General features: G+C 32.9%; 23 protein-coding genes. 9 read left to right on the plus strand and 14 right to left on the minus strand.

Translation table 11 applies throughout. From position 1 onward, the window contains the following. Positions 1 to 4 precede the first annotated feature (4 nt). The 5 genes from ACJJV4_RS03560 to ACJJV4_RS03580 are packed head-to-tail and all read right to left on the minus strand — an operon-like array spanning position 5 to position 5626. A complete protein-coding gene (locus ACJJV4_RS03560) occupies positions 5 to 1495 on the minus strand; it encodes a cellulose synthase family protein (protein ID WP_405292097.1) in 1491 nt (496 codons plus the stop codon). Next, on the minus strand, positions 1492 to 2184 hold the full coding sequence (locus ACJJV4_RS03565; protein WP_405292098.1) for a glycosyltransferase family 2 protein: 693 nt from the start codon (positions 2182 to 2184) through the stop codon (positions 1492 to 1494). Before ACJJV4_RS03565 ends, ACJJV4_RS03560 begins: the two co-directional genes overlap by 4 nt. Further along, a complete protein-coding gene (locus tag ACJJV4_RS03570) occupies positions 2181 to 2657 on the minus strand; it encodes a toxin-antitoxin system YwqK family antitoxin (RefSeq protein WP_405292099.1) in 477 nt (158 codons plus the stop codon). The genes ACJJV4_RS03565 and ACJJV4_RS03570 overlap by 4 nt, the downstream gene beginning before the upstream one ends. Further along, on the minus strand, positions 2657 to 4279 hold the full coding sequence (locus tag ACJJV4_RS03575) for a 4Fe-4S binding protein (RefSeq protein WP_405292100.1): 1623 nt from the start codon (positions 4277 to 4279) through the stop codon (positions 2657 to 2659). Before ACJJV4_RS03575 ends, ACJJV4_RS03570 begins: the two co-directional genes overlap by 1 nt. Positions 4280 to 4282: 3 nt before the next feature. Continuing rightward, positions 4283 to 5626 carry an NAD(P)/FAD-dependent oxidoreductase gene (locus ACJJV4_RS03580; protein WP_405292101.1) on the minus strand — a complete coding sequence of 448 codons (1344 nt, stop codon included), beginning with the start codon at positions 5624 to 5626 and terminating at the stop codon, positions 4283 to 4285. 204 nt (positions 5627 to 5830) lie between these two features. Here ACJJV4_RS03580 and ACJJV4_RS03585 point away from each other — a divergent pair, with 204 nt between their 5' ends. The 8 genes from ACJJV4_RS03585 (at position 5831) to ACJJV4_RS03620 (ending at position 13451) form a co-directional block, all read left to right on the plus strand. Beyond that, complete coding sequence (locus ACJJV4_RS03585) at positions 5831 to 6547, plus strand: DUF547 domain-containing protein (protein WP_405292102.1); 717 nt, start codon at positions 5831 to 5833, stop codon at positions 6545 to 6547. Between the two features lie 20 nt (positions 6548 to 6567). After that, a complete protein-coding gene (locus tag ACJJV4_RS03590) occupies positions 6568 to 7482 on the plus strand; it encodes a hypothetical protein (protein WP_405292103.1) in 915 nt (304 codons plus the stop codon). Positions 7483 to 7519: 37 nt separating this feature from the next. Next, a complete protein-coding gene (locus ACJJV4_RS03595) occupies positions 7520 to 8527 on the plus strand; it encodes a glycoside hydrolase family 113 (protein WP_405292104.1) in 1008 nt (335 codons plus the stop codon). Continuing rightward, on the plus strand, positions 8511 to 9260 hold the full coding sequence (locus ACJJV4_RS03600) for a hypothetical protein (protein ID WP_405292105.1): 750 nt from the start codon (positions 8511 to 8513) through the stop codon (positions 9258 to 9260). The genes ACJJV4_RS03595 and ACJJV4_RS03600 overlap by 17 nt, the downstream gene beginning before the upstream one ends. Then, on the plus strand, positions 9260 to 10519 hold the full coding sequence (locus tag ACJJV4_RS03605; RefSeq protein ID WP_405292106.1) for a POTRA domain-containing protein: 1260 nt from the start codon (positions 9260 to 9262) through the stop codon (positions 10517 to 10519). Before ACJJV4_RS03600 ends, ACJJV4_RS03605 begins: the two co-directional genes overlap by 1 nt. Before the next feature lie 220 nt (positions 10520 to 10739). Beyond that, positions 10740 to 11696, plus strand: a complete 957-nt coding sequence (locus tag ACJJV4_RS03610) for a hypothetical protein (protein WP_405292107.1) — start codon at positions 10740 to 10742, stop codon at positions 11694 to 11696. A gap of 55 nt (positions 11697 to 11751) precedes the next feature. After that, positions 11752 to 12939: a YHYH protein gene (locus tag ACJJV4_RS03615; protein ID WP_405292108.1), complete on the plus strand. Its 1188-nt coding sequence runs from the start codon at positions 11752 to 11754 to the stop codon at positions 12937 to 12939. A gap of 356 nt (positions 12940 to 13295) precedes the next feature. Next, positions 13296 to 13451, plus strand: coding sequence for a hypothetical protein (locus ACJJV4_RS03620; RefSeq protein ID WP_405292109.1), 156 nt, complete (start codon positions 13296 to 13298; stop codon positions 13449 to 13451). A 91-nt stretch (positions 13452 to 13542) separates the two neighbouring features. On the opposite strand, the gene ACJJV4_RS03625 is transcribed toward ACJJV4_RS03620, so the two are convergent. Then, positions 13543 to 16998 carry a pyruvate carboxylase gene (locus tag ACJJV4_RS03625; protein WP_405292110.1) on the minus strand — a complete coding sequence of 1152 codons (3456 nt, stop codon included), beginning with the start codon at positions 16996 to 16998 and terminating at the stop codon, positions 13543 to 13545. Between the two features lie 206 nt (positions 16999 to 17204). On the opposite strand from ACJJV4_RS03625, the gene ACJJV4_RS03630 reads away from it, so the two are divergent. Next, entirely contained in the window at positions 17205 to 17936 is a 732-nt protein-coding gene (locus tag ACJJV4_RS03630; RefSeq protein ID WP_405292111.1) for a metallophosphoesterase family protein, read from the plus strand. A 75-nt stretch (positions 17937 to 18011) separates the two neighbouring features. On the opposite strand, the gene ACJJV4_RS03635 is transcribed toward ACJJV4_RS03630, so the two are convergent. The 8 genes from ACJJV4_RS03635 to ACJJV4_RS03670 all read right to left on the minus strand — a co-directional run bounded on the left by ACJJV4_RS03635 (position 18012) and on the right by ACJJV4_RS03670 (position 24335). Continuing rightward, complete coding sequence (locus tag ACJJV4_RS03635; protein WP_405292112.1) at positions 18012 to 19535, minus strand: carboxypeptidase-like regulatory domain-containing protein; 1524 nt, start codon at positions 19533 to 19535, stop codon at positions 18012 to 18014. A 187-nt stretch (positions 19536 to 19722) separates the two neighbouring features. After that, positions 19723 to 20430 carry a TIGR04283 family arsenosugar biosynthesis glycosyltransferase gene (locus ACJJV4_RS03640; RefSeq protein WP_405292113.1) on the minus strand — a complete coding sequence of 236 codons (708 nt, stop codon included), beginning with the start codon at positions 20428 to 20430 and terminating at the stop codon, positions 19723 to 19725. Continuing rightward, positions 20423 to 21316 carry a DUF547 domain-containing protein gene (locus ACJJV4_RS03645; protein WP_405292114.1) on the minus strand — a complete coding sequence of 298 codons (894 nt, stop codon included), beginning with the start codon at positions 21314 to 21316 and terminating at the stop codon, positions 20423 to 20425. Before ACJJV4_RS03645 ends, ACJJV4_RS03640 begins: the two co-directional genes overlap by 8 nt. Further along, complete coding sequence (locus ACJJV4_RS03650) at positions 21313 to 22194, minus strand: sterol desaturase family protein (RefSeq protein WP_405292115.1); 882 nt, start codon at positions 22192 to 22194, stop codon at positions 21313 to 21315. Before ACJJV4_RS03650 ends, ACJJV4_RS03645 begins: the two co-directional genes overlap by 4 nt. A gap of 14 nt (positions 22195 to 22208) precedes the next feature. After that, entirely contained in the window at positions 22209 to 22412 is a 204-nt protein-coding gene (locus ACJJV4_RS03655) for a hypothetical protein (RefSeq protein ID WP_405292116.1), read from the minus strand. A 1-nt stretch (position 22413) separates the two neighbouring features. Further along, positions 22414 to 23226: a purine-nucleoside phosphorylase gene (locus ACJJV4_RS03660; RefSeq protein ID WP_405292117.1), complete on the minus strand. Its 813-nt coding sequence runs from the start codon at positions 23224 to 23226 to the stop codon at positions 22414 to 22416. After that, the gene (locus ACJJV4_RS03665; RefSeq protein WP_405292118.1) at positions 23219 to 23848 is read right to left on the minus strand and encodes a TIGR04282 family arsenosugar biosynthesis glycosyltransferase; all 630 of its coding nucleotides are present in this window, start codon (positions 23846 to 23848) and stop codon (positions 23219 to 23221) included. The genes ACJJV4_RS03660 and ACJJV4_RS03665 overlap by 8 nt, the downstream gene beginning before the upstream one ends. Continuing rightward, the gene (locus ACJJV4_RS03670; protein ID WP_405292119.1) at positions 23841 to 24335 is read right to left on the minus strand and encodes a rhodanese-like domain-containing protein; all 495 of its coding nucleotides are present in this window, start codon (positions 24333 to 24335) and stop codon (positions 23841 to 23843) included. The genes ACJJV4_RS03665 and ACJJV4_RS03670 overlap by 8 nt, the downstream gene beginning before the upstream one ends. Positions 24336 to 24337: the final 2 nt, after the last annotated feature.

Here is a 24337-nt window from a genome sequence, read left to right on the forward strand (position 1 = left end):
TAAATTAAACTTTAGAAACTAACGATTTTATAAATACAAATCCGAAGCCTAAAAACAACATTAGGTGAAACGGGAAGAGCCCGAAATCGCCACCTTGATTACCGACAATAAAGGCGCTGTACATTCCGAAGCCAAAGTAAGCCATTAATAAGCCTTCGAAAATCACGTTGATCGATACTGTTTTCTTTATATATTGATTTGTTTTCCAGCTGTCTTTAAACTTACTAATATTGAACTTTGGTGTACGCACAAATTCACTTTTCTTACCTATATGGCCTTCTATTACAGCAATAGTATTATGTAGCGAAAAGCCCATTGCTATTGAGAAAAACACAAAGAACATGCCTATGTAATTCACGAAGTTTTTTACACCACCTCCATAAATGTTTTTGTACATAACCCAATAACATATAAAAAATATTAGCGTACTTGTTACAAAAAAGCTCATTACAATAAAATATGTTTTTAAGTGCGCATATTCATTCTTTATGTAAAGCATCGGGATACTTAAAATAGCTACCAATAAAATATTTAAAAACATGGTACTGTTTAGTAAATGCAATAAGCCATGAATTTTAGTTTTGGTTGAAATGTTTTTGTTTTTTAGAACACGCCATTTCATTTTTTTGAAATTTTCTGCTCCACCTTTATTCCATCTAAACTGTTGAGAACGTGCAGCACTAATAACAACCGGAAGTTCTGCAGGAGTTTCTACATCTTCTAAATATTTGAATTTCCAGTTTTTAAGTTGAGCACGGTAACTTAAATCTAAATCTTCGGTTAAGGTGTCACCTTCCCAGTTTCCAGCATCAAGAATACATGTTTTACGCCATAGACCTGCAGTACCGTTAAAATTTATAAAATGTCCTTTACTGTTTCGTCCAACTTGTTCTAGAGTAAAATGTGCATCTAGAGCAAAGGCTTGAATTTTTGTAAGTATAGAGTAATTCCTGTTGATGTGTCCCCAACGGGTTTGAACAACACCAATTTCAGAGTCTTTAAAATAGGGAACAGTTTGTTTTAACCAGTCTTTTTTAGGAAGAAAATCGGAATCAAAAATGGCAATAAATTCCCCTTTAGCAATTTCTAAACCTTCTTTTAAAGCACCAGCCTTAAATCCAACTCTATTTGTTCTGGTAATATGTTTAATGTCTAAACCTGTTGCTTTAAGTGCATCTACTTGTGCTTTAGTGGTTTCAATAGTTTCATCTGTAGAATCGTCCAAAACTTGAATTTCTAATTTATCACTTGGATAATCAATTTCTGCTATATTATCTAGTAAGCGTTGCATAACATACATTTCGTTATAAACGGGAAGTTGTATGGTGACAAAAGGAATTTCATCTGGATTGGATAAATCAAATTTCACAGATTTATCGGTTTTTCTTTTCGCCGATAAGTAATTAAAAAGTAAGTTAAGTTGCGCCAATGCATACATTAAAATAAGTAGTAATGCAATGGTGTAAATTGTAATTATTATGCTCTCTAAAATCATTTCTTTATGCTGTATTTAAAAATCCATCCCAAGATTTTTGCGCCTGCAAATATAGCTCCTTTTACCGTACCAGACACTTTTGAGACGCCTATTCTGTTTCTGTAATTAACAGGGATTTCTGTGTAAGATAATTTTTGTTTTAAAGCCTTTAACTGCATCTCCACTGTCCAACCGTAGGTTTTGTCTTCCATGTTTAAAGCCAGTAACTTATTATATTTAATAGCTCTAAATGGTCCGAGATCAGTAAATTTGGCATTAAAAAACAAACTCATTAATGTTGTTGCAAGCCAATTTCCGAATATTTGCGGCATGGTCATAGAGCCATCTTCCCTTAGCTCTTTTACACGTGCACCAATAACAAAGTCTAAATCCTCATTAATTATAGGCGCAATTATTTTAGTGAGTTCTTCAGGGTAATCGCTATAGTCACCATCTAAAAACACAATAATATCTGGTTTTGTAGTTTGGTTAGTAATATACTCCATACCTTTTAAGCATGCGTATCCGTAGCCTTTGTTCGTTTCTTTTAAAACAGTAGCGCCTGCGTTTTTTGCATTAACTTCTGTATCGTCGGTAGAGTTATTGCTTACTACAATAACTTCGTTAACAATTTCAGGAATGGCTTTAATAACGTGTGTAATGGAATCTGCTTCGTTGTATGCAGGGATTATGACTTTTATTTGGGTCATCTTAAATTAAGTAGGTTGTTTTCTTTTTTAAAATCTTTTAAGTTGTACCACTCTTTAATTTTTTTACCAGCATTGTATTTACTAGCAGAAATAATATCACCGTTTTTATACTTTAGGCAATATCCGTTTTTCTGGTTAAATTTAAGTTGACATTTGTGGCTAATCTGTCCGGAATGGTCATAAAACACCCACCAATTTGTTTTTTTTCCGTTAACAAAGTGGCCTTCGCTTTCTTTTAATCCGTTTGGGGTGTAAAAATACCAATATTCTATAGGATTATTGTTTGAAAAGTGACCTTCTTTTTTAATTCGACCATTATTGTAGTAAAATTTCCAGTAATCTTCTTTTTTATTCTGCTTAACCCAGCCTTCAGACTCTATATTTCCATTTTTATAATACGTTTTTATATAACTTTCGTTATCAGAATTATTGAAAGATATAGAAACTAAAAGCAGGTAGCAGATATATTTCATTATTTCTTATTAACTAAATCCATTAAATCAACATCGTTACCAAGTAAAACATCTGTTGGATTTATACGGCCTTCTTCTGGTCCATTCTCTAATTTTAATACACCTCTTGGGCATACCGCAGAACAAACACCACAACCTACACAACTAGAGCGTACAATGTTTTCTCCTTTTTGTGCATAAGCTCTAACATCAATGCCTTGCTCGCAATAAGTAGAACAGTTTCCACAAGAAATACATTGTCCTCCATTTGTTGTAATTCTGAATCTAGATTTAAAACGTTGTACAAAACCTAAATATGCAGCTAAAGGGCACCCAAAACGACACCAAACACGGTTGCCGAAAATAGGGTAGAAGCCTGTACCAATTACACCGGCAAAAATAGAACCTATTAAAAAGCCGTAAATATCTTGTATGGTTTGTGTTTTAATACCTAATACTTGGCCTTCTCCAGAAAAGAAGGTGTAAAGGGCAAAACCGGTCATGACTAAAACAAATATTAAAACAGAATGAATTATAATACGTTCTACTCTCCATGATAATAATGTTTTACTCGAAAGTTGTCTGTATGGATCTCCTAATGTTTCAGCTAAACCTCCACAACCGCAAACCCAAGAACAATACCATCTTTTTCCGAAGAAATAAACCATTACAGGTACTACTACAATAGTTAAAACAACACCCCAAACTAAAATGAATAAACCAAATGCTCCACTAGCAAGAAGTTCTTCTAAATTCCATCTGAAGAAGAAATCGTAATCTAAAGGGAAGGCGTTTTTAAAATCGTACCAAGGTTTTTCAAAACGAACTAAAATTTCTGGAATTAAAAATGCAAATACAATTTGAAAGAATAAAACAGATGTTGTTCTTAATATTTGATATTTGTTATGTCGGTATTTAATATACATTCTAACGGCCATTACCGACATTACTGTACAGTATAGAAAGCCATATAAAAACCATTGACTTGCAGGATTTCCGCTTATAGATTTGCTAATAGGGTCTACTAAATATACCCAGTTTACAATATAATCTGGAAAGAAATAAAGTAGAATGTAGAATGTAACTAAAAAGATAAAGGCAAACCAACCAATCCAACCACGGTTTGTGGCAGCATTCAGAAAAATACCATTGTTTTTAATACCAGGTTTTCCTAGTAAAATAACATCAGGAACTATATACATAAGTGCACCAATAATAGCTAAGCCAAACGTTAGAAACCACATAAGGCCAGTGCTATCTGGAGCAGGACCTTTTCCGGCAGATTTAGCTAAAGAAAAACTTAAACTATGCGGTTTTCCTGAGATTTTATATTGAAATTGTTTTCCTTTTTCGTCCCAATTTTTTTCAGCATCATACTTCTTAATAAGATCATCGTAATGTTTGTTCGATGCGGCGTAGGCACCTATAACACCACTAGAAAATTGAAAAATATTTAAACCTTCAGAGGTTACAATGGCTTTTTGTAATTCGCTTGCTATTACTTCACTTTTATAATTTTTTTCTTTTAAAAACGTATCTAACTCAGCTTGTGTTAAACTGAAAGAACCTGTGAAAATGGTTCCTATAAATATGGCAAGTCCTAATAGAAAAAGTACTAAACCGGTTTGTTTTATTGCTTTCATATCTTATGCTTTGCTAAAAATACGTTTCCAGCTTTTCTTTTTTAATTGAATGTTAGTATTGTTTTCTTGGTTGAATTTTGCAACGATTTCCTTTTCGTAAAGCTTGTAAAATTCAGGATCGAAATTAGCATCGGCTAAATGTTCTAAAACATAATCTACCGTGCGCTTTTCATTTAAAATCTTGTCGAAAAATTCGTGACGCATGCGGATTCCGAAGTTATTAATGCCGATAAATTCTCGAGTGATTTTATCATAATTAATATGAATACATTTTTTACCATCCTCATGTTCCCAGTAAAAACGAGATTCATGCTCTTTGGCTTGTGCCCAAACCCAACCATAAGTTTGGTATTCTATATCAATAAACTTGGCAGAGTTAAACCAATGTCCAGGTTTATATTGTGTTTTATTATCGCAAATAGTTTGTGCTAAGGTTTCTCCCATCATACGGCCAGTATACCAAACTGCTTCAATAGGGCGACGTTGGTCAATACCCTCACGTTGCTCAGCACAATCACCTATGGCGTAAACACCTTCAACGTTAGTTTCTAGGTAACGATTCACTTTTACACCTCGACCAATTTCAATTCCAGAATCTCTTATAAAATCTATGTTTGGAGAAACACCAGCTGTTAAGCCAACCACGTTGCAAGGTAGTTCTTCTCCTGTTTCGTCTATAATAACCGATTTAACATTACCGTTCTCATCGGCAACTATTTCTTTTAAGTTGGTAGAAAGTCGCAAATCTATGCCGCTACTTAAAATTTCTCGGTTTATCATATTGCTCTCACCTTCAGGTAAAACACCATTCCAAAAACTATTCTCTCGTACTAAGAAAGTTACAGGAATATGTCGTGAGTGTAGCATTTCGGCCATTTCAATACCAATTAATCCGCCTCCAACAATTACGGCACGTTTGCACATCTTGTTATTGGGTGCATATTTTTCTAGATTTTCTAAATCTTGCTTATGGTACATGCCCATAACGCCATCTAAATCTTGACCAGGCCATCCAAATTTGTTAGGTTTACTTCCGGTAGCTATAATAAGCTTATCGTAGGTTAAAGATCCGCCGTCTTGAAAATGAAGCGTTTTGTTTTCAGTTTCAACTGTTTTAACAAAACCCTTTTTTAATTCTATTCTATTCTTTTTCCAAAACCAATTTTCATAGGGTTGTGTATGTTCAAACGTCATATGCCCCATGTATACGTACATAAGTGCTGTTCGAGAGAAAAAATATTCGGTTTCTGCCGATATAATAGTAATTTTTTTGTCAGAAAGTTTTCTAATGTGTCGCGCTGCGGTAACACCCGAAATTCCATTCCCGATTATAACAATATGTTCCATAATTTTTAGAATTGTGATTCTTTAGGTCGTTTTAAAGATAAGAACTTAACTTAGGGTATTAATTTAGAATGCATTTAAATAATGAAGCCATCTGTAAGGCAAAGCTTAATTATCAGACTTTTCATTAAACTTTTTTAAAGTGTAAGTTGGCTAACAAATTAAAAGAAAGAAGAACCTTTACTTTGTACCATTAAAATTTATAAAATGAAAAAACATATTATTATAGTATTTACCATGGGCATATTATCGGTTGCTAGTTTTGCTCAAAACACTAACGATTTCTTTTCTAAAGCTGATGCTTTTTTTAATACCTATGTGGTTAATGGTAAAGTAGATTATTCTAAAATACATAGCGAACCTAAAACTTTAGATGAGGTTTTAAAGCTAGCCGAAGGCATTTCTGTATCAAAAACAGATGCAAATGTTTACCAAGCATTCTGGATAAACGCTTATAACTTATCGGTAATAAAAGGGATTATAGATGACTATCCGTTAAGCTCTCCTTTAGATAAAAAAGGATTTTTCGATAAAACAACATATGCTTTAGGTGGTAAAAACACAACCCTAAATAATATAGAACATAAACTTTTACGTGAGGTTTTTAACGATGCAAGATTTCACTTTGTATTAGTATGTGGCGCTGTAGGTTGCCCTCCATTAATAAGTAAAGCGTATTTGCCTAAAACAGTAGATAGCCAAATGACGAAGCAAACTAAAATTGCCCTTAACGGAAGTTTTTTAAAGGTAAATGCTAAAAAGAAACGTGTTGAGGCCTCTCAAATTATGGAATGGTATAAAGATGATTTTACCATGAATGGGAAAAATGAAATTGACTTTATAAACCTTTACAGAACTGAGAAAATAGCTGCCGATTTTAAGCTGAGTTACTTTCCTTATAACTGGAAAACTAACGCGCTGTAATACTAATTTTAAAACACATAATGATGAAAAAAATACTAACAACTTTATTATTAACTATATCTTTAGTAGGCTTTGCTCAAGAAGATACTACTGAAAATAAAAAAAGTAATATTCAAACCTATACACCATCAAAACTATTAAGTAGTGGCCAATGGGATATTAAATGGTTTAATAATTTATATACGGAAACCAAAGATTTATTTGGAGAAAATGGGGCAAAACAAGATAAGGATAGAGAAACCTTTTTCACGTCTACATTAGATGTTTTTACAGGAGTTTCAGCTAATAGTAAATTAAATATTGGTTTGTTATTAGAGTTTCGTTCCAATGTTATTGGAGGTAGAGACGCTTTAGATGTTTTTAAATTTGATGGAGAAACAAATTCCGCACGTTCTGGTTTAACCTCTTTTGCTCCGGCCGTAAAATTTAATCCTATTAAAGGTGTGGGGAATTTTACAATTCAAACGGCTTTTCATATCCCTTTAATAGATAATGAGAAAGAAAACGGCGTGTTTTTAGATCAAAAAGGGTTTATATTTCAGAACCGTTTTTTCTATGATTACAGTTTTTCTGGAGGAAAATGGCAGTTATTCTCGGAACTTAACACAGAGTATAACTTTGGTAAAAAATTAGAAAGAGATATCACAGGAAATCAAATAGGAGGTAGTTTTGCAAACAATAGCCTGCGCTTAACTCCGGGTGTATTTTTAAGTTATTTCCCAAGTTCTAAGTTTACTGTATTAGGGTTGATACAACACTCACAATTAATTGATGCTGGAAATGATTTCTCTCAGGATTTTACAGCACTTGGTGGTGGTTTAAAATATCAATTAACAGATGTTCTCAATGTAGAAACCCTTTATACAGGCTTTGTGAGAGGTAATGATACCGGGTTGGGGCAATCTTTTAACATAGGTTTAAGAGCCTTGTTTTAATGTTTAGTAGTAAATTAGGAGCTAAAAAACTTTTTTAATGAAAAGAAATATACTTCTGCTTTTACTTACGCTGTTTATTTTACAGAGTTGTAATGCTCAACCAAAAAAAATAAATGGTGTTAGTTTTGTTGCCTCTCGAGAAGCTATATCTGAAAAAAATGTAATACCAGTTGTTAATGTAAATGCCAATTTTGCGGCAGTTATGCCCTTTGGTTTTATTAGAGATATTGCGCATCCCGAAATTGCTTTTAATACACAAAGACAGTGGTTAGGCGAAACTAAAAATGGCGCACAGCAATATGCCGTAGAACTTAAAAAACACGATATAAAAATAATGATTAAACCCCAAATTTGGGTAAGTCGTGGTGTTTATACAGGGCACATAGAAATGGATACGGAAGCGAATTGGAAGGTTTTTGAAAATTCGTATTCTAAATTTATTTTAGAATACGCCAAGTTAGCCGAAGAGATTAATGCCGATATATTTTGTATCGGAACAGAATTAGAAAAGTTTATTACCAACCGACCAAAATACTGGAGTAGTTTAATTGTAGAAATTAAAAAAATCTATAAAGGTAAACTCACTTACGCTGCTAATTGGGATGAGTTTAAACGAACGTCTTTTTGGGAGCAAATGGATTACATAGGTATAGATGCTTATTTTCCAGTTAGTGAAACCAAAACACCAACAGTTGCCGAATGCATGGCTAACTGGGAAACACATAAAGCGGTTATTAAAAGCACATCGGAATCTTATAAAAAGCAGATACTATTTACCGAGTTTGGTTATAGAAGTGTCGATTTTACTGGTAAAGAACCTTGGCGTAGTGATCGAGCAATGAACTCTGTAAACTTAGAAGCTCAAACCAACACTTCCGAAGCATTGTTTAAAACCTTTTGGAAAGAAGATTGGTTTGCAGGCGGATTTATTTGGAAATGGTTCCATAACCATGAAAGTGCGGGTGGAGAAAATAACTCCAGGTTTACACCACAAAACAAACCTGTAGAACAGATAATAAAATCGCATTATGAGGCATATAGGTAAGTTAAAGTATGTAATTATATGCTTAATTGTTAACGCTTGTACAAGCGATGATAATGCAGAATTAGTTTTAATTAATGATACCATTTTATCCCAGTTTTTAAGTGCGGTAGTTCACGAAGAAGATGCTGTAATAGCCTGTGCCGCTAGCAGTGAAAAGAACACTAATCTTGTTAATGTTTATTTTTATCCAGAAGAAGGTGCGAGTCAATTTAAATTATATGAAACCAATGAGTCTGAAATAGAAGGAAAAGATTTTTCAAGATATAATTTTATTAATTTAGAAACTAAACCTCTTTTTAATGGTGCTTTACGTTTTTTCGAAACTACATCTAATGCCGCTTGGTTTACGGTGGTTTATCAAGTAGAAGATGTTGTTAAAGTAGCCACCCCAATTCGAAATAAAAAAAGCAATCAACCATCTCAATGGGTTAATGAGGTTAATATTAATCAGCAAGAAACCGGAATGCCTTTATTTTCATGGGATATTCTTTCCGAAGAAAACAATGCTATTTTCTTTGAAGTTTTAACTACAGAGAGTTCTGATTTAATCTCAGGAACTTATACCTATAACAATCAATTTCAATATTATAAACTAGATAATGTGGTGCTAAATATTACTCCAAATACACCGCCAAATTTAATATCGGGAAATAATTATATATTTACAGTAATGGACGTGAGCATCGATAATTGGGTAAACCAAGTGATCATGACGCCATTTACTGTGGAATAATGAAAAAAACAATTCTTTTTATTTTATTAATAACCTTTGCTCATGGTATGGCGCAAAACCATATGGTTGCCGATTTAAAAATTCAAGGGAATAATAAATTAAAAACGAGTTTTATTAAACGTTTAGCATCAATAAAAGGCGGTAGCGCTTTAGATTCTACTATTATTGAACAAGATATTAAGCGGTTAAAAAGGTTACCATCTGTTGCACATGCTTATTACCAAGTTTTTTTGGCGGAAGATGGCAATTATAATGTGTTTTATGGTATTGAAGAAAATTTTACACTCATTCCTTCTCTTAATATTTATACCACTAATAACGATGAGTTTGCTTACCGTTTAGGTTTGGCTGAGTTCAATGCCTTTGGCAGAAATATTGCTATTGGAGGCTTTTATCAAAAAGATGTTTTTAAAAGTTACGCTTTAAATTTTAGAGCGCCTTATTTGTTTTCCAAACGGCTAGGTTTGGCTTTTAATTTACAAAGTTTAACCACATTGGAGCCTGTGTTTTTCAATAATACATCGGCTAATTATAGCTATAATAATAAGTCTGTAGAGGTTTCTGGGCTTTATGAATTCAATTTTAGTAATAAACTGGAAATTGGGTTTAATCGTTTTGAAGAAGATTACCAATATCAAAATGGAGAAACTAGTGAAAATGTTCCGCTAGAACTCAATATTCCAAAATGGCTTATAAAGGGAATTTACGATTATAACACCTTAGACTATTATTACCAGTACATTTCTGGATTCCGAAGTCAGTTTAATTTTCAGTTTGTAACGTCTAATCAAAATGGTGTGGAGGATTTTTATATTGGCTGGAACGATTTTTTTGTTTTCAAACGCGTTGGCCAGAAAGGGAATTGGGCAAACAGAATACGTTTAGGTCTAGCATCTAATAACGATACACCTTTTGCGCCTTTTTCTGTAGATAATAACGTAAATATTCGTGGTGTAGGGAATACTATAGATAGAGGTACGGGTGTCATTGTTGTAAATACAGAATACCGCCATACGCTTTTTGAGAAAAAATGGTTTGTTTTACAAGGTAATGCCTTTATAGATGCAGGTTCTTGGAGAAACCCGGGAGGCGAGCTTTCTGATTTTAGTAAAAGCAAAAACATGAAGTTGTACCCAGGAATTGGTTTGCGTTTTTTTCATAAAAAAATATATAATGCAGTTTTTAGAATAGATTATGGTTATGGAGTTTCTAAAGATGCCACACAAGGTTTGGTATTTGGTATCGGTCAGTATTTTTAGTTGTGCAGACTGGTTAGTCGTTTTTTGAAGCGTTATCAAAATTTTGCCTCACCAAAAAATGAAATATTAATAATATAAAAATAGTCCTGCTTATATAAATACACGCGAATGTCTCATGCTAATGATCTTTGCTTGTGTATGAAACAAAATCACAAAAACTTTATTTTAAATTGTGTTGTGTACGTGTAATCTTTACAAGTAATTAGCATAAAAAATTAAAATGAAATATTTTATACTAACAATTACGCTTTTTAATTTGTTTTCTTGTGGGTATAAAAGTCCTGAAGAAGATAAATATCCCGAACTTCCAATATTTCCGCAGCATACAAATAAAGAAGTTGTAATAACAGATTTTCCTGTTTCGACTCATGGAATTTATTATAATAAAGACTACATTTTTACTAACAATGCAGACAATAATTTATTGATTTTGGATAGGAAGTTTAATCAAATAAAACAAACCAATGTTAGTGTGCGATTAGATTATGATATCACTCAATCAGGTGAGGTTTATACAGTCGATAAAGAAGATGATGTCATTATTAAGCTAAACCATGTTTATAAAATGTCTCCACGTAATAATTTTAAAAAAGAGCGTGTTGAAATATTGCGAGTTTTATCAAAAGATTTTTATGAAATTAGAGATTCTATTAATAGGAAATCTAAGTCTTTGAATGAAAAAGAACCTCGTTCAGAATATTTAGATAGTTTAATCAATATAGCGGCTAATACCGAAATAGAAAAAACTAAGTTTAAATTGAATGCGCTCAAGAATGGTTTAATTTCTTTTTTCCCGTTAACAAACTACTTGAGTATTTTAAAGTATGATAATAAAGAAGTGGCTTTGTATTCGGATTATCACCATCTCGATGAATTCAAAGATATTGATGAAAAAAAGCGAACTAATACTTTAATGCCAATTTGGAAATTAGAACAAGAACCACATTCTTTTGGTAAAGTTGTTTTGGGCAATTCTTGGTCGGGAAATCATTATGTTGGAGGGTATAATAACTATGGGTATAATTATATAGAGTTAAAAATAAAAAATACCAAAACAAAATTTAAAGCTCATAACGTTAATAATGGAGCTGGTGTAAATATTCTATATAAAAGCAGTGATACAATTGTTTTAAAAGATAATAGTGGTAAATTGTACTATGCCACTTTGAGAAAGTAGCTTTAATGAAAATGAAAATTTAAGTTTAACGCAAAATTTAAACATATATAGATAAATGAAAAATATATTATTAGTAATAGCTGCGGTTGCGATGTGCTTTTCATGTAAATCGAATCAGGAAAAAAATATTGAGCAACAAACACCTAAAGGCGGACGGCCAACAGCAACAGAATTAGTATCGGAAATGGATAGTAATAAAGATAATAAGTTATCCATAAGTGAAGTTAAAGGTCCTTTAGCTGATGATTTTAGTAATATTGATAGTAATAGCGATGGCTTTCTAACTTTGGAAGAATTAAATAAAGGAGAAGGGAGTCAAGGCGGTAGACCTCCAAGAGGATCTAACGCAAATAAAGATTTATCTGCCGAGATTAATATATCGGCTAAAGTTATTCCTGTAAATACCGATTACTTTATTTCAGAAAACATATTAGATGGTATAAAAAAAGAAACCATTGAATTGAATGGTGTGGAGACATTATGCTACGTTTTTACAACAAATTCTCGAGCAACTGAGCACCAAATGGGGCCATGGTGCCCAAGACATATTGAGGATGGCATGGATAAGGCTGGAATATGGTTTGAAGATGGCAAGGTATACGATGTTTCAGGGCATTTTATAGCCAAATTAGCTGAGTTTTACAGTGATGATAAGTGGGAATTGTTTCGGGCCGATGGAACTATAAAAGTAACAGAAACAGAAGAGGAATGTTTAGGAGCTGCAAAACCAGATGTCGAGGAAGAATATCAAAATTATTGTGTTGAATGCCTGCCGGAATTTTTTAAAAACCAAGAAACTACCTTCGTAATTCCTGTAACTCCAAAATATTTAAATTCTACTCAAAGTTTTGGAAGAGGTGGAATAGGTGTTGCATTTAATGGGGTAAATTTTGATCCGCCTGCACCAACACACGCCATATTAGCAGCTCATACTATTGCGCCTTTAGATGATCATGGAGGACATGTAAACCCGCATGGAGGTTATCACTATCATGCTGTTACTGGCTCAATAAAAGAAATTGAGCAAACTGATACTCACGCTCCAATGATTGGTTATGCTGTTGATGGATTTGCAATTTATGGCTTGTTAGATAAAAACGGGAAAGCACCAACCGATTTAGACGAATGTGGAGGGCATTTTGATGATCAAAGAGGTTATCATTATCACGCGGGTGAGCCTGGAGGAAACCAAATACTAAAATGTTTACATGGATTACCCGGATATACAGAGGTAAAAGAATAAAGCGTGCTGTACAAAAATAGTAAGTGGTGTACAACACATTAAATAAGATAAAAACGCCATAAAACATAATGTTTTATGGCGTTTTTATCTTATTTAATCTATGTTTTTGAGTTCTATAAATGTTTAGTAAAAAGCCTTTTGTTTTAATAAAACACAATTTTTTTAACCCAAAACGATGCAAAATTAACAGATAATTAAGCATACAAATACGTCAATTTCAGTGTTTTAAAAAGTGAAGATGCGTTATATGTTTGCAGTATTAATCATATTAAAAGAAACAAGTCCGAATCTCAAATAAAAATTAATAATAAAACGGAACATTCAAAAATGTTCAATGTTTTACAAAACCTAATATTATGTTTATATCACAAGCTTATCACTGTTACCACCTACAACAAGAAGAGAAGAATTCAAACTCCAAATTGGATAATCAAAAAAAGGAGAATACTAGTTTTTTAGAAAAAGTAAAGCAGGTTTTCAATACTAGAAATCGTGTATATCAATCATACTAAGTAAAAATGAAATAAAAAAGCCTCTATTAATACTATTTAATAGAGGCTTTTTTATTGAATAGATAAAATAACGCTTTCAATATTTAAAACTTTAGTATTCTAAAACAATCACGAGGTCTTCCGAGTTTACCATAAAACCTGTTTTTAAAACTATTTTTTTAACAGTGGCATCTGCAGCCGCTGTAATTGTTGTTTCCATTTTCATGGCTTCAATAATAAATAACGGCTGATTTTTGGTTACTTTTTCACCTTTTTTAACCAAAATAGTAGAAAGCATACCTTGTAATGGCGCTCCAATTTCATTGGCATCGTTTTTATCGGCTTTCAAGTTTTCAACTTTATCAACTTTGATAGCGGTGTCTTTTATTTCAACACTACGGCCTTGGCCATTCACTTTAAAATAAACGGTTACAATACCATCTTCATTAGCTTTTCCTATAGAGTCTAAAGTAATAAGTAACGTTTTTCCTTTATCGAGTTCAACAATGGTTTCTTCACCAATTTCCATTCCGTAGAAAAAATTCTTGGTAGGTAAATTCATGAGGTTATCGTATTTTAAATGCTTATTGAAAGCATCTGTAAATACTTTAGGATACAGTTGATAAGATAGAAAATCTGTATAATCTATAGTTCTGCTTAAATCGTGCTCGAATATTTTTTTGAACGCCTTGTATTCCTGATCTAGATCTAATGGTGGAATATGCGCATTTGGTCTGTCGGTGTAAGGTTTTTGGTCTTTTAAAATTAATTTTTGCAACGCTTCCGGGAAACCTCCAACAGGTTGGCCAAGTTCACCTTTAAATAAATCTACAACTGATTGTGGAAACGAAATACTATCGCCGCGCTCAATAACATCTTGTATTGTTAAATTGTTGCTCACTAAGTATTGTGCCATATCTCCAACTACTTTAGAACTTGGTGTTACTTTTACAATATCGCCAAAAAGGGTGTTTACTTCGCCGTACATTTTAGTAATTTCATGAAAACGACTTTCTAAACCTAAGGCCTGTGCTTGTGGTTTTAAATTAGAGTATTGACCACCCGGAATTTCGTGTTTAAAGACTTCTCCAGATCCGGCTTTTAAACCAGATTCAAATGGGTAGTAATACTCTCTTACCGTTTCCCAATAGTTTGAGTATTCATTTAAAGAATCAATATTAATACTGCTTGCTCTATCTTGAAATTTCATCATTTCTACTACAGAGTTAAAGTTGGGTTGAGATGTTAACCCCGATAAACCACCAAGCGCAACGTCTACAACATCAACACCAGCTTCAATAGCTTTTAAATAAGTTGCCGATTGTATAGATGAGGTGTCGTGCGTATGTAAATGAATTGGGATTTTGAGTTCAGATTTTAATGCTGAAATTAACTCGTAGGCTGCATAAGGTTTTAGTAAACCAGCCATATCCTTTACACCTAAAATATGTGCACCTGCATTTTCGATTTCTTTGGCTAGGTTAACATAATATTTTAAGTTGTATTTTGTGTTTTCTGGGTTTAAAATATCGTTAGTATAACAAATAGAACCTTCGGCTAAACCGTTTGTTCTGGTACGTACATGCTCGATACATGGTCCAAGAGATTTCATCCAGTTTAGAGAATCAAAAATTCTAAAAACATCCACACCATTTTCCCAAGCTTGCTCTACAAATTCCCCAATTAAATTATCGGAATATGCTTTGTAGCCTACTCCGTTAGAGCCGCGAATAAGCATTTGTAATAATAAATTTGGCATAGATTTACGCAGCATGCGTAAGCGTTCCCATGGGTTTTCTTGTAAAAAGCGTAAGCAAACATCAAAGGTGGCGCCACCCCAAACTTCCATACTAAAAATATCAGGATGGTTTTTGGCATAGCCTTCAGCTACCTTAAGCATATCATAAGTTCGCATACGCGTCGCCAATAAACTTTGGTGCGCATCGCGCATAGTGGTATCCGTAAAATGTACTTTTTTCTCATTAAGTAACCACTGCGAAAATTTTTCTGGACCTAGTTCTGTAAGCAAATCTTTGGTGCCTTTAGGAAATCGTGCATCCGGATCAAATTTTGGAACTTTCGGTTTTATAAATGTTTTAGAATGATCTACTTTTTTAACATCTGGGTTTCCATTTACGATAACATCACCTAAATAGGTGATTAGTTTTGTTGCTCTATTTCTTGGAGCTTTAAATATGAATAAATCTGGGTTTGCTTTAATAAAATTCACCGTAACCTTGCCCTGCCTAAAAGTGTCGTGCTTTAAAATATTATCTAGAAAAGGCATATTTGTTTTTACTCCACGAATTCTAAATTCTGCTAAGGCTCGTCTTATTTTTCTGCTTGAACCATCAAGCGTTCTGCTGTGGGCTGTAACTTTCACTAGCATAGAATCGAAAAAAGGCGAAATTGTAGCGCCTTGATAAATACTTCCAGCATCTAATCGAATACCAAATCCAGAAGCACTTCGGTAAGCCGAGACAGTGCCGTAATCGGGTTTAAAATCGTTTTGTGGATCCTCGGTTGTAATTCTGCACTGTAGCGCATAACCACTAATTTTAATAGATTTTTGGTTCGGAATTTTTATTTGCTCATCGGCTAGTTTGTAACCGCCAGCAATAAATATTTGTGTTTTTATTAAATCGATGTTGGTAATAACCTCGGTAACGGTATGCTCTACTTGTACACGAGGGTTTACTTCAATAAAATAAATAGAATCGTCATCATCTACCAGAAATTCAACCGTACCAATGTTATTATAGTTTACAGCTTTACAAATTTTAATAGCATAGTTGTAAAGGGCTTCTTTAGTGTCGTTTTTTAAACCGAAAGAAGGTGCAAATTCAATCACTTTTTGGTAGCGTCTTTGCACCGAGCAGTCGCGCTCAAACAAATGTACGGTATTGCCAAAACTATCGGCCACAATTTGTATTTCTATATGTTTTGGGTTTTCTACAAATTTTTCAAGAAAAACAGTATCGTCACCAAAAGCATTTAAAGCTTCGCGTTTACTTTCATTAAAAGCACCTTTTAGTTCGTCTTCTTTTCTAATTACGCGCATACCGCGTCCGCCACCGCCCGAAGCAGCTTTAAGCATAATAGGATAACCAATTTTTTTAGCCTCAGAAAGCGCTACATCAATATCAGTTAGCGGTTTGTCGTTACTTCTAATAATTGGGATGTTATTTTCTACAGCCACAGTTTTAGCCATAATTTTATCACCTAACGCTTTTAAAACAGAGACTTTTGGGCCAATAAAAATAATGTTGTTATCCTCACAAGCTTGGGCAAAATCTGCATTTTCGGATAGAAATCCATAACCAGGATGTATGGCATCGACTCCGTTTTTTAATGCTGTTTTTATTATAGCATCAATATTAAGGTAGGGTTTTAATGGCTCGTTGTCTTCACCAATTTGGTAAGATTCGTCGGCTTTGTAGCGGTGTAAGGAGTAACGGTCTTCAAACGTGTAAATACCAACTGTTTTTATATTTATTTCTGTACAGGCTCTAAAAATTCTAATTGCAATTTCACCTCTATTGGCTACTAGTATTTTTTTGATTTTCAATGGTGTCTAGTGTTTAATTAGTATTTAGTTTAATTGGTATTAAATATAGCCAAATTATTTGTAATATATTTCTTTATACGGTCTTATAATTATTATAATATTAGTGTTTTAGCTGTAAAATAGTTATTTGATTTTTAATCTAAATTTAATCTTACAATTTTTTAAATTATTTCTTTTCTCTTAGCTTTGCTCAAAAGAAAAGAGAGATGCGTACAATAGCAATTGGAGATATTCACGGTGGATTAAAAGGGTTAGTTCAGCTTTTAAATAAGTTAGAAGTTAAAGATGAAGATGAACTGATTTTTATGGGAGATTATGTTGATGGTTGGAGTGAGTCGGCTCAGGTTGTACAATTTTTGATAGATTTATCGAAAAAAATAAAATGCATTTTTATTAGAGGTAATCACGATGTTTGGTGTGAAGATTGGTTGAAAACAGGAGAGGTGAACATGACTTGGTATATACATGGTGGTATGGAAACTATGGCGAGTTATGATGGTTTTTCGGAAGAAGAAAAAGAAGTGCATATTGCCTTTTTTAAGAACCTCAAATTGTATCATTTAGATGAGCAAAATAGATTGTTTCTTCATGCTGGTTTTACCTCCATGCATGGTGTAGAGAAAGAAGTGCATAAACCAACGTTGTATTTTGATAGAACACTTTGGGAGCTAGCTCTTGCAATAGATAATAACTTAGATACTAAATCGCATTTCTACCCTAATAGATTAAAGCATTACAACGAAATTTATATTGGCCATACGCCAACAACTAATTTTAATGTTGAAATACCAATGAATGCTGTTAATATCTGGAATGTAGATACTGGTGCTGCGTTTAAAGGCAGAATATCCGGTATGGATATCGAAACAAAACAATATTTGCAAAGCGATCCTGTTTACAGTTTATACCCCAATGAAAAAGGGCGAAACAAGATTTAATGTTTCACCCAATTTTATTTTGTATACAAGCTAGTTTTACGTCGCAGATTATACTGGTATTCGTTAAAATGAGTTTTACTCCAAACTCTTAAAATCTTTAATAGCTTGGTTAGGTTCAATCACGTTATAACCTATCCAAAATTCAGGGTCGTACTTTGGTAAATACACGGGTTCTACTTTGGGCTTTTCGGTAAAGTCTGTAAAAGTAATTTCTGCTATTTGCTCGTTTTCAAAAATAACTAATTCACTTTTTTCTTTAATAGCCATTACAAAATGGATGTCTGTATCGAGTTCATTTTGTTTACGTCTACCAATAACGTGTTTATTTTTTTCAATAATGGTTAATGGGCGTTTAATACCAAATTGGCTACCTTCTTCTAATTCAGCATATTTTAAAGTGTACTTTTCGGTTTCGTTTTTAGAGTATATCAGTGTTCCTTTTTTTAGATTTCTCTCGTGAGATAAACCCAGTAGTTTAAAGCTTTTTAGAACTTTTACATTTTCATAATCTATTCTAACAATAGCAAAATCATCAGTGTTTACATAAATAGTTCCTCTAAAATCTTCTTTTCGTTTTGGAGTAAAACTTATTTTATAAACAAACTCATCGTTTAAAAAGCTATAATCTTCCACTTTAAAGTCAAAACGATTCTGTTTTTCTAAAAAGTTTAAATCACTATCTTCATAAATAAAACTACTGTGTTCAATTCTAGTAATTTCCGATTTACGGTAGTTAGCAAAATCTTTTTTGCGTGCAGCCTCGTTCTTCTTTTCTTCAGCAATCATGGCTTCTGTTTTTTCTACCTCTTCTTTTTGCTCACCGTAATCAAAAGCGGTAGAGTCTATATCTGTTTTTACGCCAAATAAACCCGATTTAATTTTGAAATAAGAATCACGTTTCACATGTTTTTTTAAAATAGTATTTAGTTTCTCTTCGTAGGTCTCAAAACTCATTTCTGCACTTTTATCATATAAATGTGAAGCTTTTATAATATCTATTTTTTGTTTATCATTTTCTCCGGGTTTACCGTATGTGTCTGCTAGAATCTCGGTGTAATCATCGGCGTTTTTTGGAATAGCAGCAATTAAGCTATCTATAAATTGTTGATTAAATTCTGGAATAGTCGATTTATTAACTTCAACGTCGCTCTTTATTAAATTTTGAAACGATGAAGCTCTATAAAACAACTTTCTTTTAATAAAGTTATTGTCATAATTATTTTCTAGGTTTTCCTGTACTTTTTCAATAATTTCCTCTGGTGTATAATTTTTGTTAGAAACTAAAACTTCATCTAACTCCATTGCTTTTGCGCTAAGAAAAACAATACTGTCTTTAAATGTGTTTGCTAGAAATTGTTTAGTTTCATAACCCAAACATCTAATTTTTAAAGAATCCTGTTTAGCGGATTTTTTGTTTAAATAAATAAGAAAATCTCCGTTTGCATTACTAATCACACCAGAATTATTATTTATAGAAATTGTGGCATAGGGAATAGGTTCTTTCGAAATAGAATCTAGTATTTTAGCGTTAATGGACTCTTGTGATTGTCCGTAAAAAGATAATAAACAGGTGCTGATAAAAATGTAGAATTGTTTCATATGAAATTTTGTTTCTTATAAAAGTAGACGAATTACCGAACCATTTGTAACATTTAATTTTTCTTTAAGTGAATTTTATCAGTTTTTAACACGGTATTAAATCCATGTTAAACTGAAAAAAAAAAGATAGAATTCGTTTTGTTTTATTTTGAAAAATAGGGGAGACAAGTGAGTAGTTGGGAGAATATTAGTTGTTTGTTGATGCAATATGCTTTAAGTAATAACTATTTAAATTTTCTGGTGAAGCACCCAAACGTTTTTTTAAATGAATAGCCAAGAAATGAAATTGAAGCTTACCAATTCCTTGTTTAACATACCTTCTGGACGAAGTTGTTAGCCAATCTTGTAGCACAACAAATTGGTTGCGTTTGTATAGCTTCGCAATAAAATCATTGTCTTCATAAATAGTAAAGTTTTCATCAAAACCACCAATGTTTTTAAAAAGGGAGTTTGTTACAAATAAGCTTTGATCTCCACCACGGCACATTTGCCAATTAAACTGTGTAAACCAACTTGCTAATTTTAGCCACCAATGGTTGGAGTCAAATTTCATTTTGAAACAGCCTGCTGTATTGTCGTTTTGTATTGCAGATAGTATTAGTTGATCATATCGGTTTGGAGGGAAGGAATCGGCATGCAAGAAGTATAAAACACTACCTTTTGCTTCACTAGCGCCAAGATTCATTTGTTTGGCCCGCCCTTTGTCGGAATTTAATACTATTATGCTTAAACCTAAATTTTTAATTATTGGTATAGTACCATCTGTACTACCTCCATCTACCACAATAATTTCAGCAATGTTTTGTATTGCAGAGCAATCTATAAGGTGGAACAATAAGTTTTCAATAGTTTCAGCTTCATTTAAAACAGGAATTATAATGGAGATTTTATTCATTTAAATTCCAGTTATAATCTTTAAAGCTTTTTTTCGCTTTCGCGGAAATGTCTACGTTTGTGTATTGGTTTATGAAGTCTATGATGTCTCCATCTTTCTTAAAGTCTTTGGAAAACCATTGGAAAATTTTTGAAATTTTAATAGTGTTTTCCGAAAGCTCATTTCGTTCAGGGTCTTTTAAAAACTCTTGAGTTGCATTTGTAAGTTGTGTATCTAAATTGGAAGCAATAAACGCGGTGTTTTGTAATTTCGGACAAGATACAGAAGCGCAAACAATAGCGAAATGAATGCGAGGTTCGTCCATTTTGCGTAATATTTCGTGTTCAATATCATTTAAGTTGAACCATTTGTTGCCTAGTTTCCAAAATCGTTGGTCCCACGGTTTATCAATGTCTTTTATACTTTTTATTGGGTAGTTTTTTAAAATTAAGTCTACCGTCATGGCGTTGTAGGCGTTAATCCAATACGCAAGTAATTCTTCTTTTGAAAGCGTTTGAAAACTTTGGTCTGCGTAAATTTTACTTAGAGTGCTTATATAGGTTTTAAGCTTAAGTTGTTCTGTTTTAAACTCTTTGTAATTTACATGGCCAGATGCCGAAACGTTTTTCTGTAGAAGCTGTTCCCAAAGTTCATGTGGTGCTAAAATGTTTTTTTTAAGCTCAGGTTTTTTTGTACTTTCTTTAATTATTACTGCTGCTTTTTCTGGGTTTAATGTGTCTTTTTTTGCAGCAATATTTTCTTTAATAATTACTTGTTCTACTGCACTAGTAGTGGTTTTTTTATCTAAAACTGGCGATATTACTTCTTGTGATGTTTCTGTTATATTTTTGGGCGTATGGCAGCTGAGCAAAAAAAAACTAAAACAAATAAAAATTAAGTATTTCATTTCTTTAACGGATAAAGTTCTTGGCTTATAAAATCTTTTGGGAATGTCTCATCATCTTCAAAACCTAATTCAATATCTCTACCATCGTGAGGAATATAATCAGTTTTAAAAATGTAGTCCCAAATACTTAATGTTAGTCCGTAATTAACCCCAAACCTAACATCTTTCGGTAAGCTTTTTACATGATGCCAAATATGCATTTTAGGATTGTTAAATACGTATTTTAAAATGCCATAATCCCATCCTAAGTTGGCGTGATTTAAGTGGCCAATAGCGATGCTGAAAAAATATACTATGGCAACGTCTTGTGCGCTGTAATTTGCAATTAATGCCAAAGGAATATAAAGTAGAGATTTGTAAACCACAGGCTCCATCCAATGGTAGCGTAAATGTGCAGCAAAGCCCATTTCTTTTACCGAATGGTGGACTTTATGAAAATTCCAAAAGAACTCAAAACGGTGCAATAATCTATGGGTGTTCCATTGTACAAAATCTGAAACTAAAAAGAAAATAACCAAACCTAACCACTTAGGTAAATCGTTAGCATTAAATAGTTGGAAATCATTCAACGATAAGCCAATTGTTTTTAAAACATCATTTAAAAACTCCGCAGCTGTATTAGAAAGCGCAATGAGTATAATAAGATTTAAAAGAAAAAAGTTGAAAAACATATAAAAGGTATCCAACCAAAAATCTTTTCTAAAAATAGATTGATTTTTACGCCACGGGAAAATGATTTCTAGTCCCCATACTATTAGAGAAATAGCAATTAATCCATAAAAATAGTTATCCCAACTATTTTGAAAAAGTATCTCGTTTTTAAGATAACTCCAATAACCAGAATAGCCGTTTTTTATAATATCTAGATATTTCTCCATAGGTTGCTCTAAGCTTATACGCCAAATCGTTTTTTATCTTTATATATTTTAAATAAATTATAGGCAAAGGATAAACCAGCTATAACCCATATTACTCTGTAGACCCAGATATTTATTTTCATATCAAACAACACACCTTGCTTTTCGTCCAACAGAAAACTAGCCAATACTTTATATATAGATAGTGCTATTATAATAAGAGGTAATACTATTTTCAAATTAAATGGATTTTATTAATTCTTTAAAAAGCGTAATCATTTCTGGTTCTGCTTTACCAGCCATAGCAATAATTTCACTAATGTCAACCGGTTTTAAATTCTTTGGATCGCACTCATCTGTTAACACAGAAACAGCAGCAACTTTTAAGCCTAAATGGTTAGCAACAATAATTTCGGGAACTGTACTCATACCCACAGCATCGGCGCCAATAATTTTTAACATGCGGTATTCTGCTCGTGTTTCTAATTGCGGGCCAACAACACTAGCGTAAACGCCTTCGTGAAGTTTTATGTTATTTGCTTTAGCAATAGCTTTAAATTTGTTGTTAATTTCGGTGTCGTAGGGTGCACTCATATCAGCAAAGCGTTCTCCTAATAATTCAGCTCCTTTAAAAGCTAATGGAGACCCGCCTTGTAAATTAATATGGTCGTCGATAAGCATGAGCTCACCTTTTTTGTAATCTAAATTGATGGCACCTGAAGCGTTCGAGACTAACAAGGTTTTTATGCCTAATTTTTCCATAATACGCACAGGGTATGTTACATCTTGCAGGGTGTAACCTTCGTAGATATGAAAGCGACCTTGCATAACAATTACTTTTTTACCTTCTAATTCACCATAAATAAGCTTCCCTTTGTGGAACTCTACCGTGGCAGTGGGGAAATTTGGGATGTGATTGTAGCTTACTTCTTTTATAATGTTTATTTCATTTACAAGTTGGCCCAATCCGGTGCCGAGAATAATGCCTATTTCTGGGCTTTCAAATCCTTTTCCTTTTAAATAATTAACCGTTTCTTCTATAAATTCAATCATGTAATTGTTTTAGTTTTTCTTGTAACTCTATGTTAGATTGATAAAATTTTGAAGCTATTAAATCTTCAAAAGTATCAATGTCATTTAAAGTCTCTAAAGTACTAAAAGTTACTCGATTTTGTTTTAATTCAGCCAGGGTTTCTTCTAATAAATTATCCTGACTCCAAGGTTTATTTTGAAATACAAAATCATGGAATTTGGAAAAACCAACAAGGTAGTATCCGCCATCTTCAGCAGGTCCAAAAACAACATCTTTAGTCCGTAATTCTTGTAACCCAGCATTAATTTGAGACTCCGTGATATCGGGTAAATCCGAACCTATTAGCACAATTCTCTCATAGCCATCTTGAAAGCCTTGCTTAAATGCGTTTTGCATACGCTCACCTAAATCTATGCCATGTTGCACGGTTTTGTATTCATCTTGCCACATATTTTTTACTACCGCTTCAGAAAAATAAATACGCTTATCCGTTTTTAGATTTTTAATCGCTTTTTCTGTAACGTTTACTAATTGAGCATAAACATCAAAGGCTGCTTGATTTCCTATAGTTGCTGCCAGTCGGGTTTTTACTTTACCTAGTTTTATGTTTTTTACAAAAACAATAACGAGTTCTTTATTCATATACTTTTATTCCTTTTTGTAACCACTTGCTCCATGTTTTATTGAAGGTATGGATACTATCTGTTTCTTTTTCTTGTTTATTATAAACGGGAAAATCATTGCTTTTCCATTGAAAAATACCGCCGTATAAATTTTCAACATGTTTGTATCCTGCTTTTTTAAGGCTATCTGCAATAGATTCCGATCGAATACCAACGGAGCAATACACCACTATTTTGGTGTCTTTATTCGGTACTTTTTTATAAACACTATCTATTTTAAAATGATCGTAACCAATGTGAATTGCATTTTTTAAATGACTCGTTTCGTATTCTTTTAGTTCTCTAGAATCGAGAATTATAGCATTGTTTTTTGGCATCGCTAATTCTTGCACGCTTATGTAGGGCACGCTATTATCGTTGTATTGTTTTAATAGTTTGTCAATTGATTTTTGAGCAAACACAGAAAAACCATGCAGGATTAATAATAAGAATAAGGTTTGTTTCATGT

This window comes from Algibacter sp. Ld11, from assembly GCF_045066735.1.
In the GTDB taxonomy this organism is placed as follows: Bacteria; Bacteroidota; Bacteroidia; order Flavobacteriales; family Flavobacteriaceae; genus Algibacter.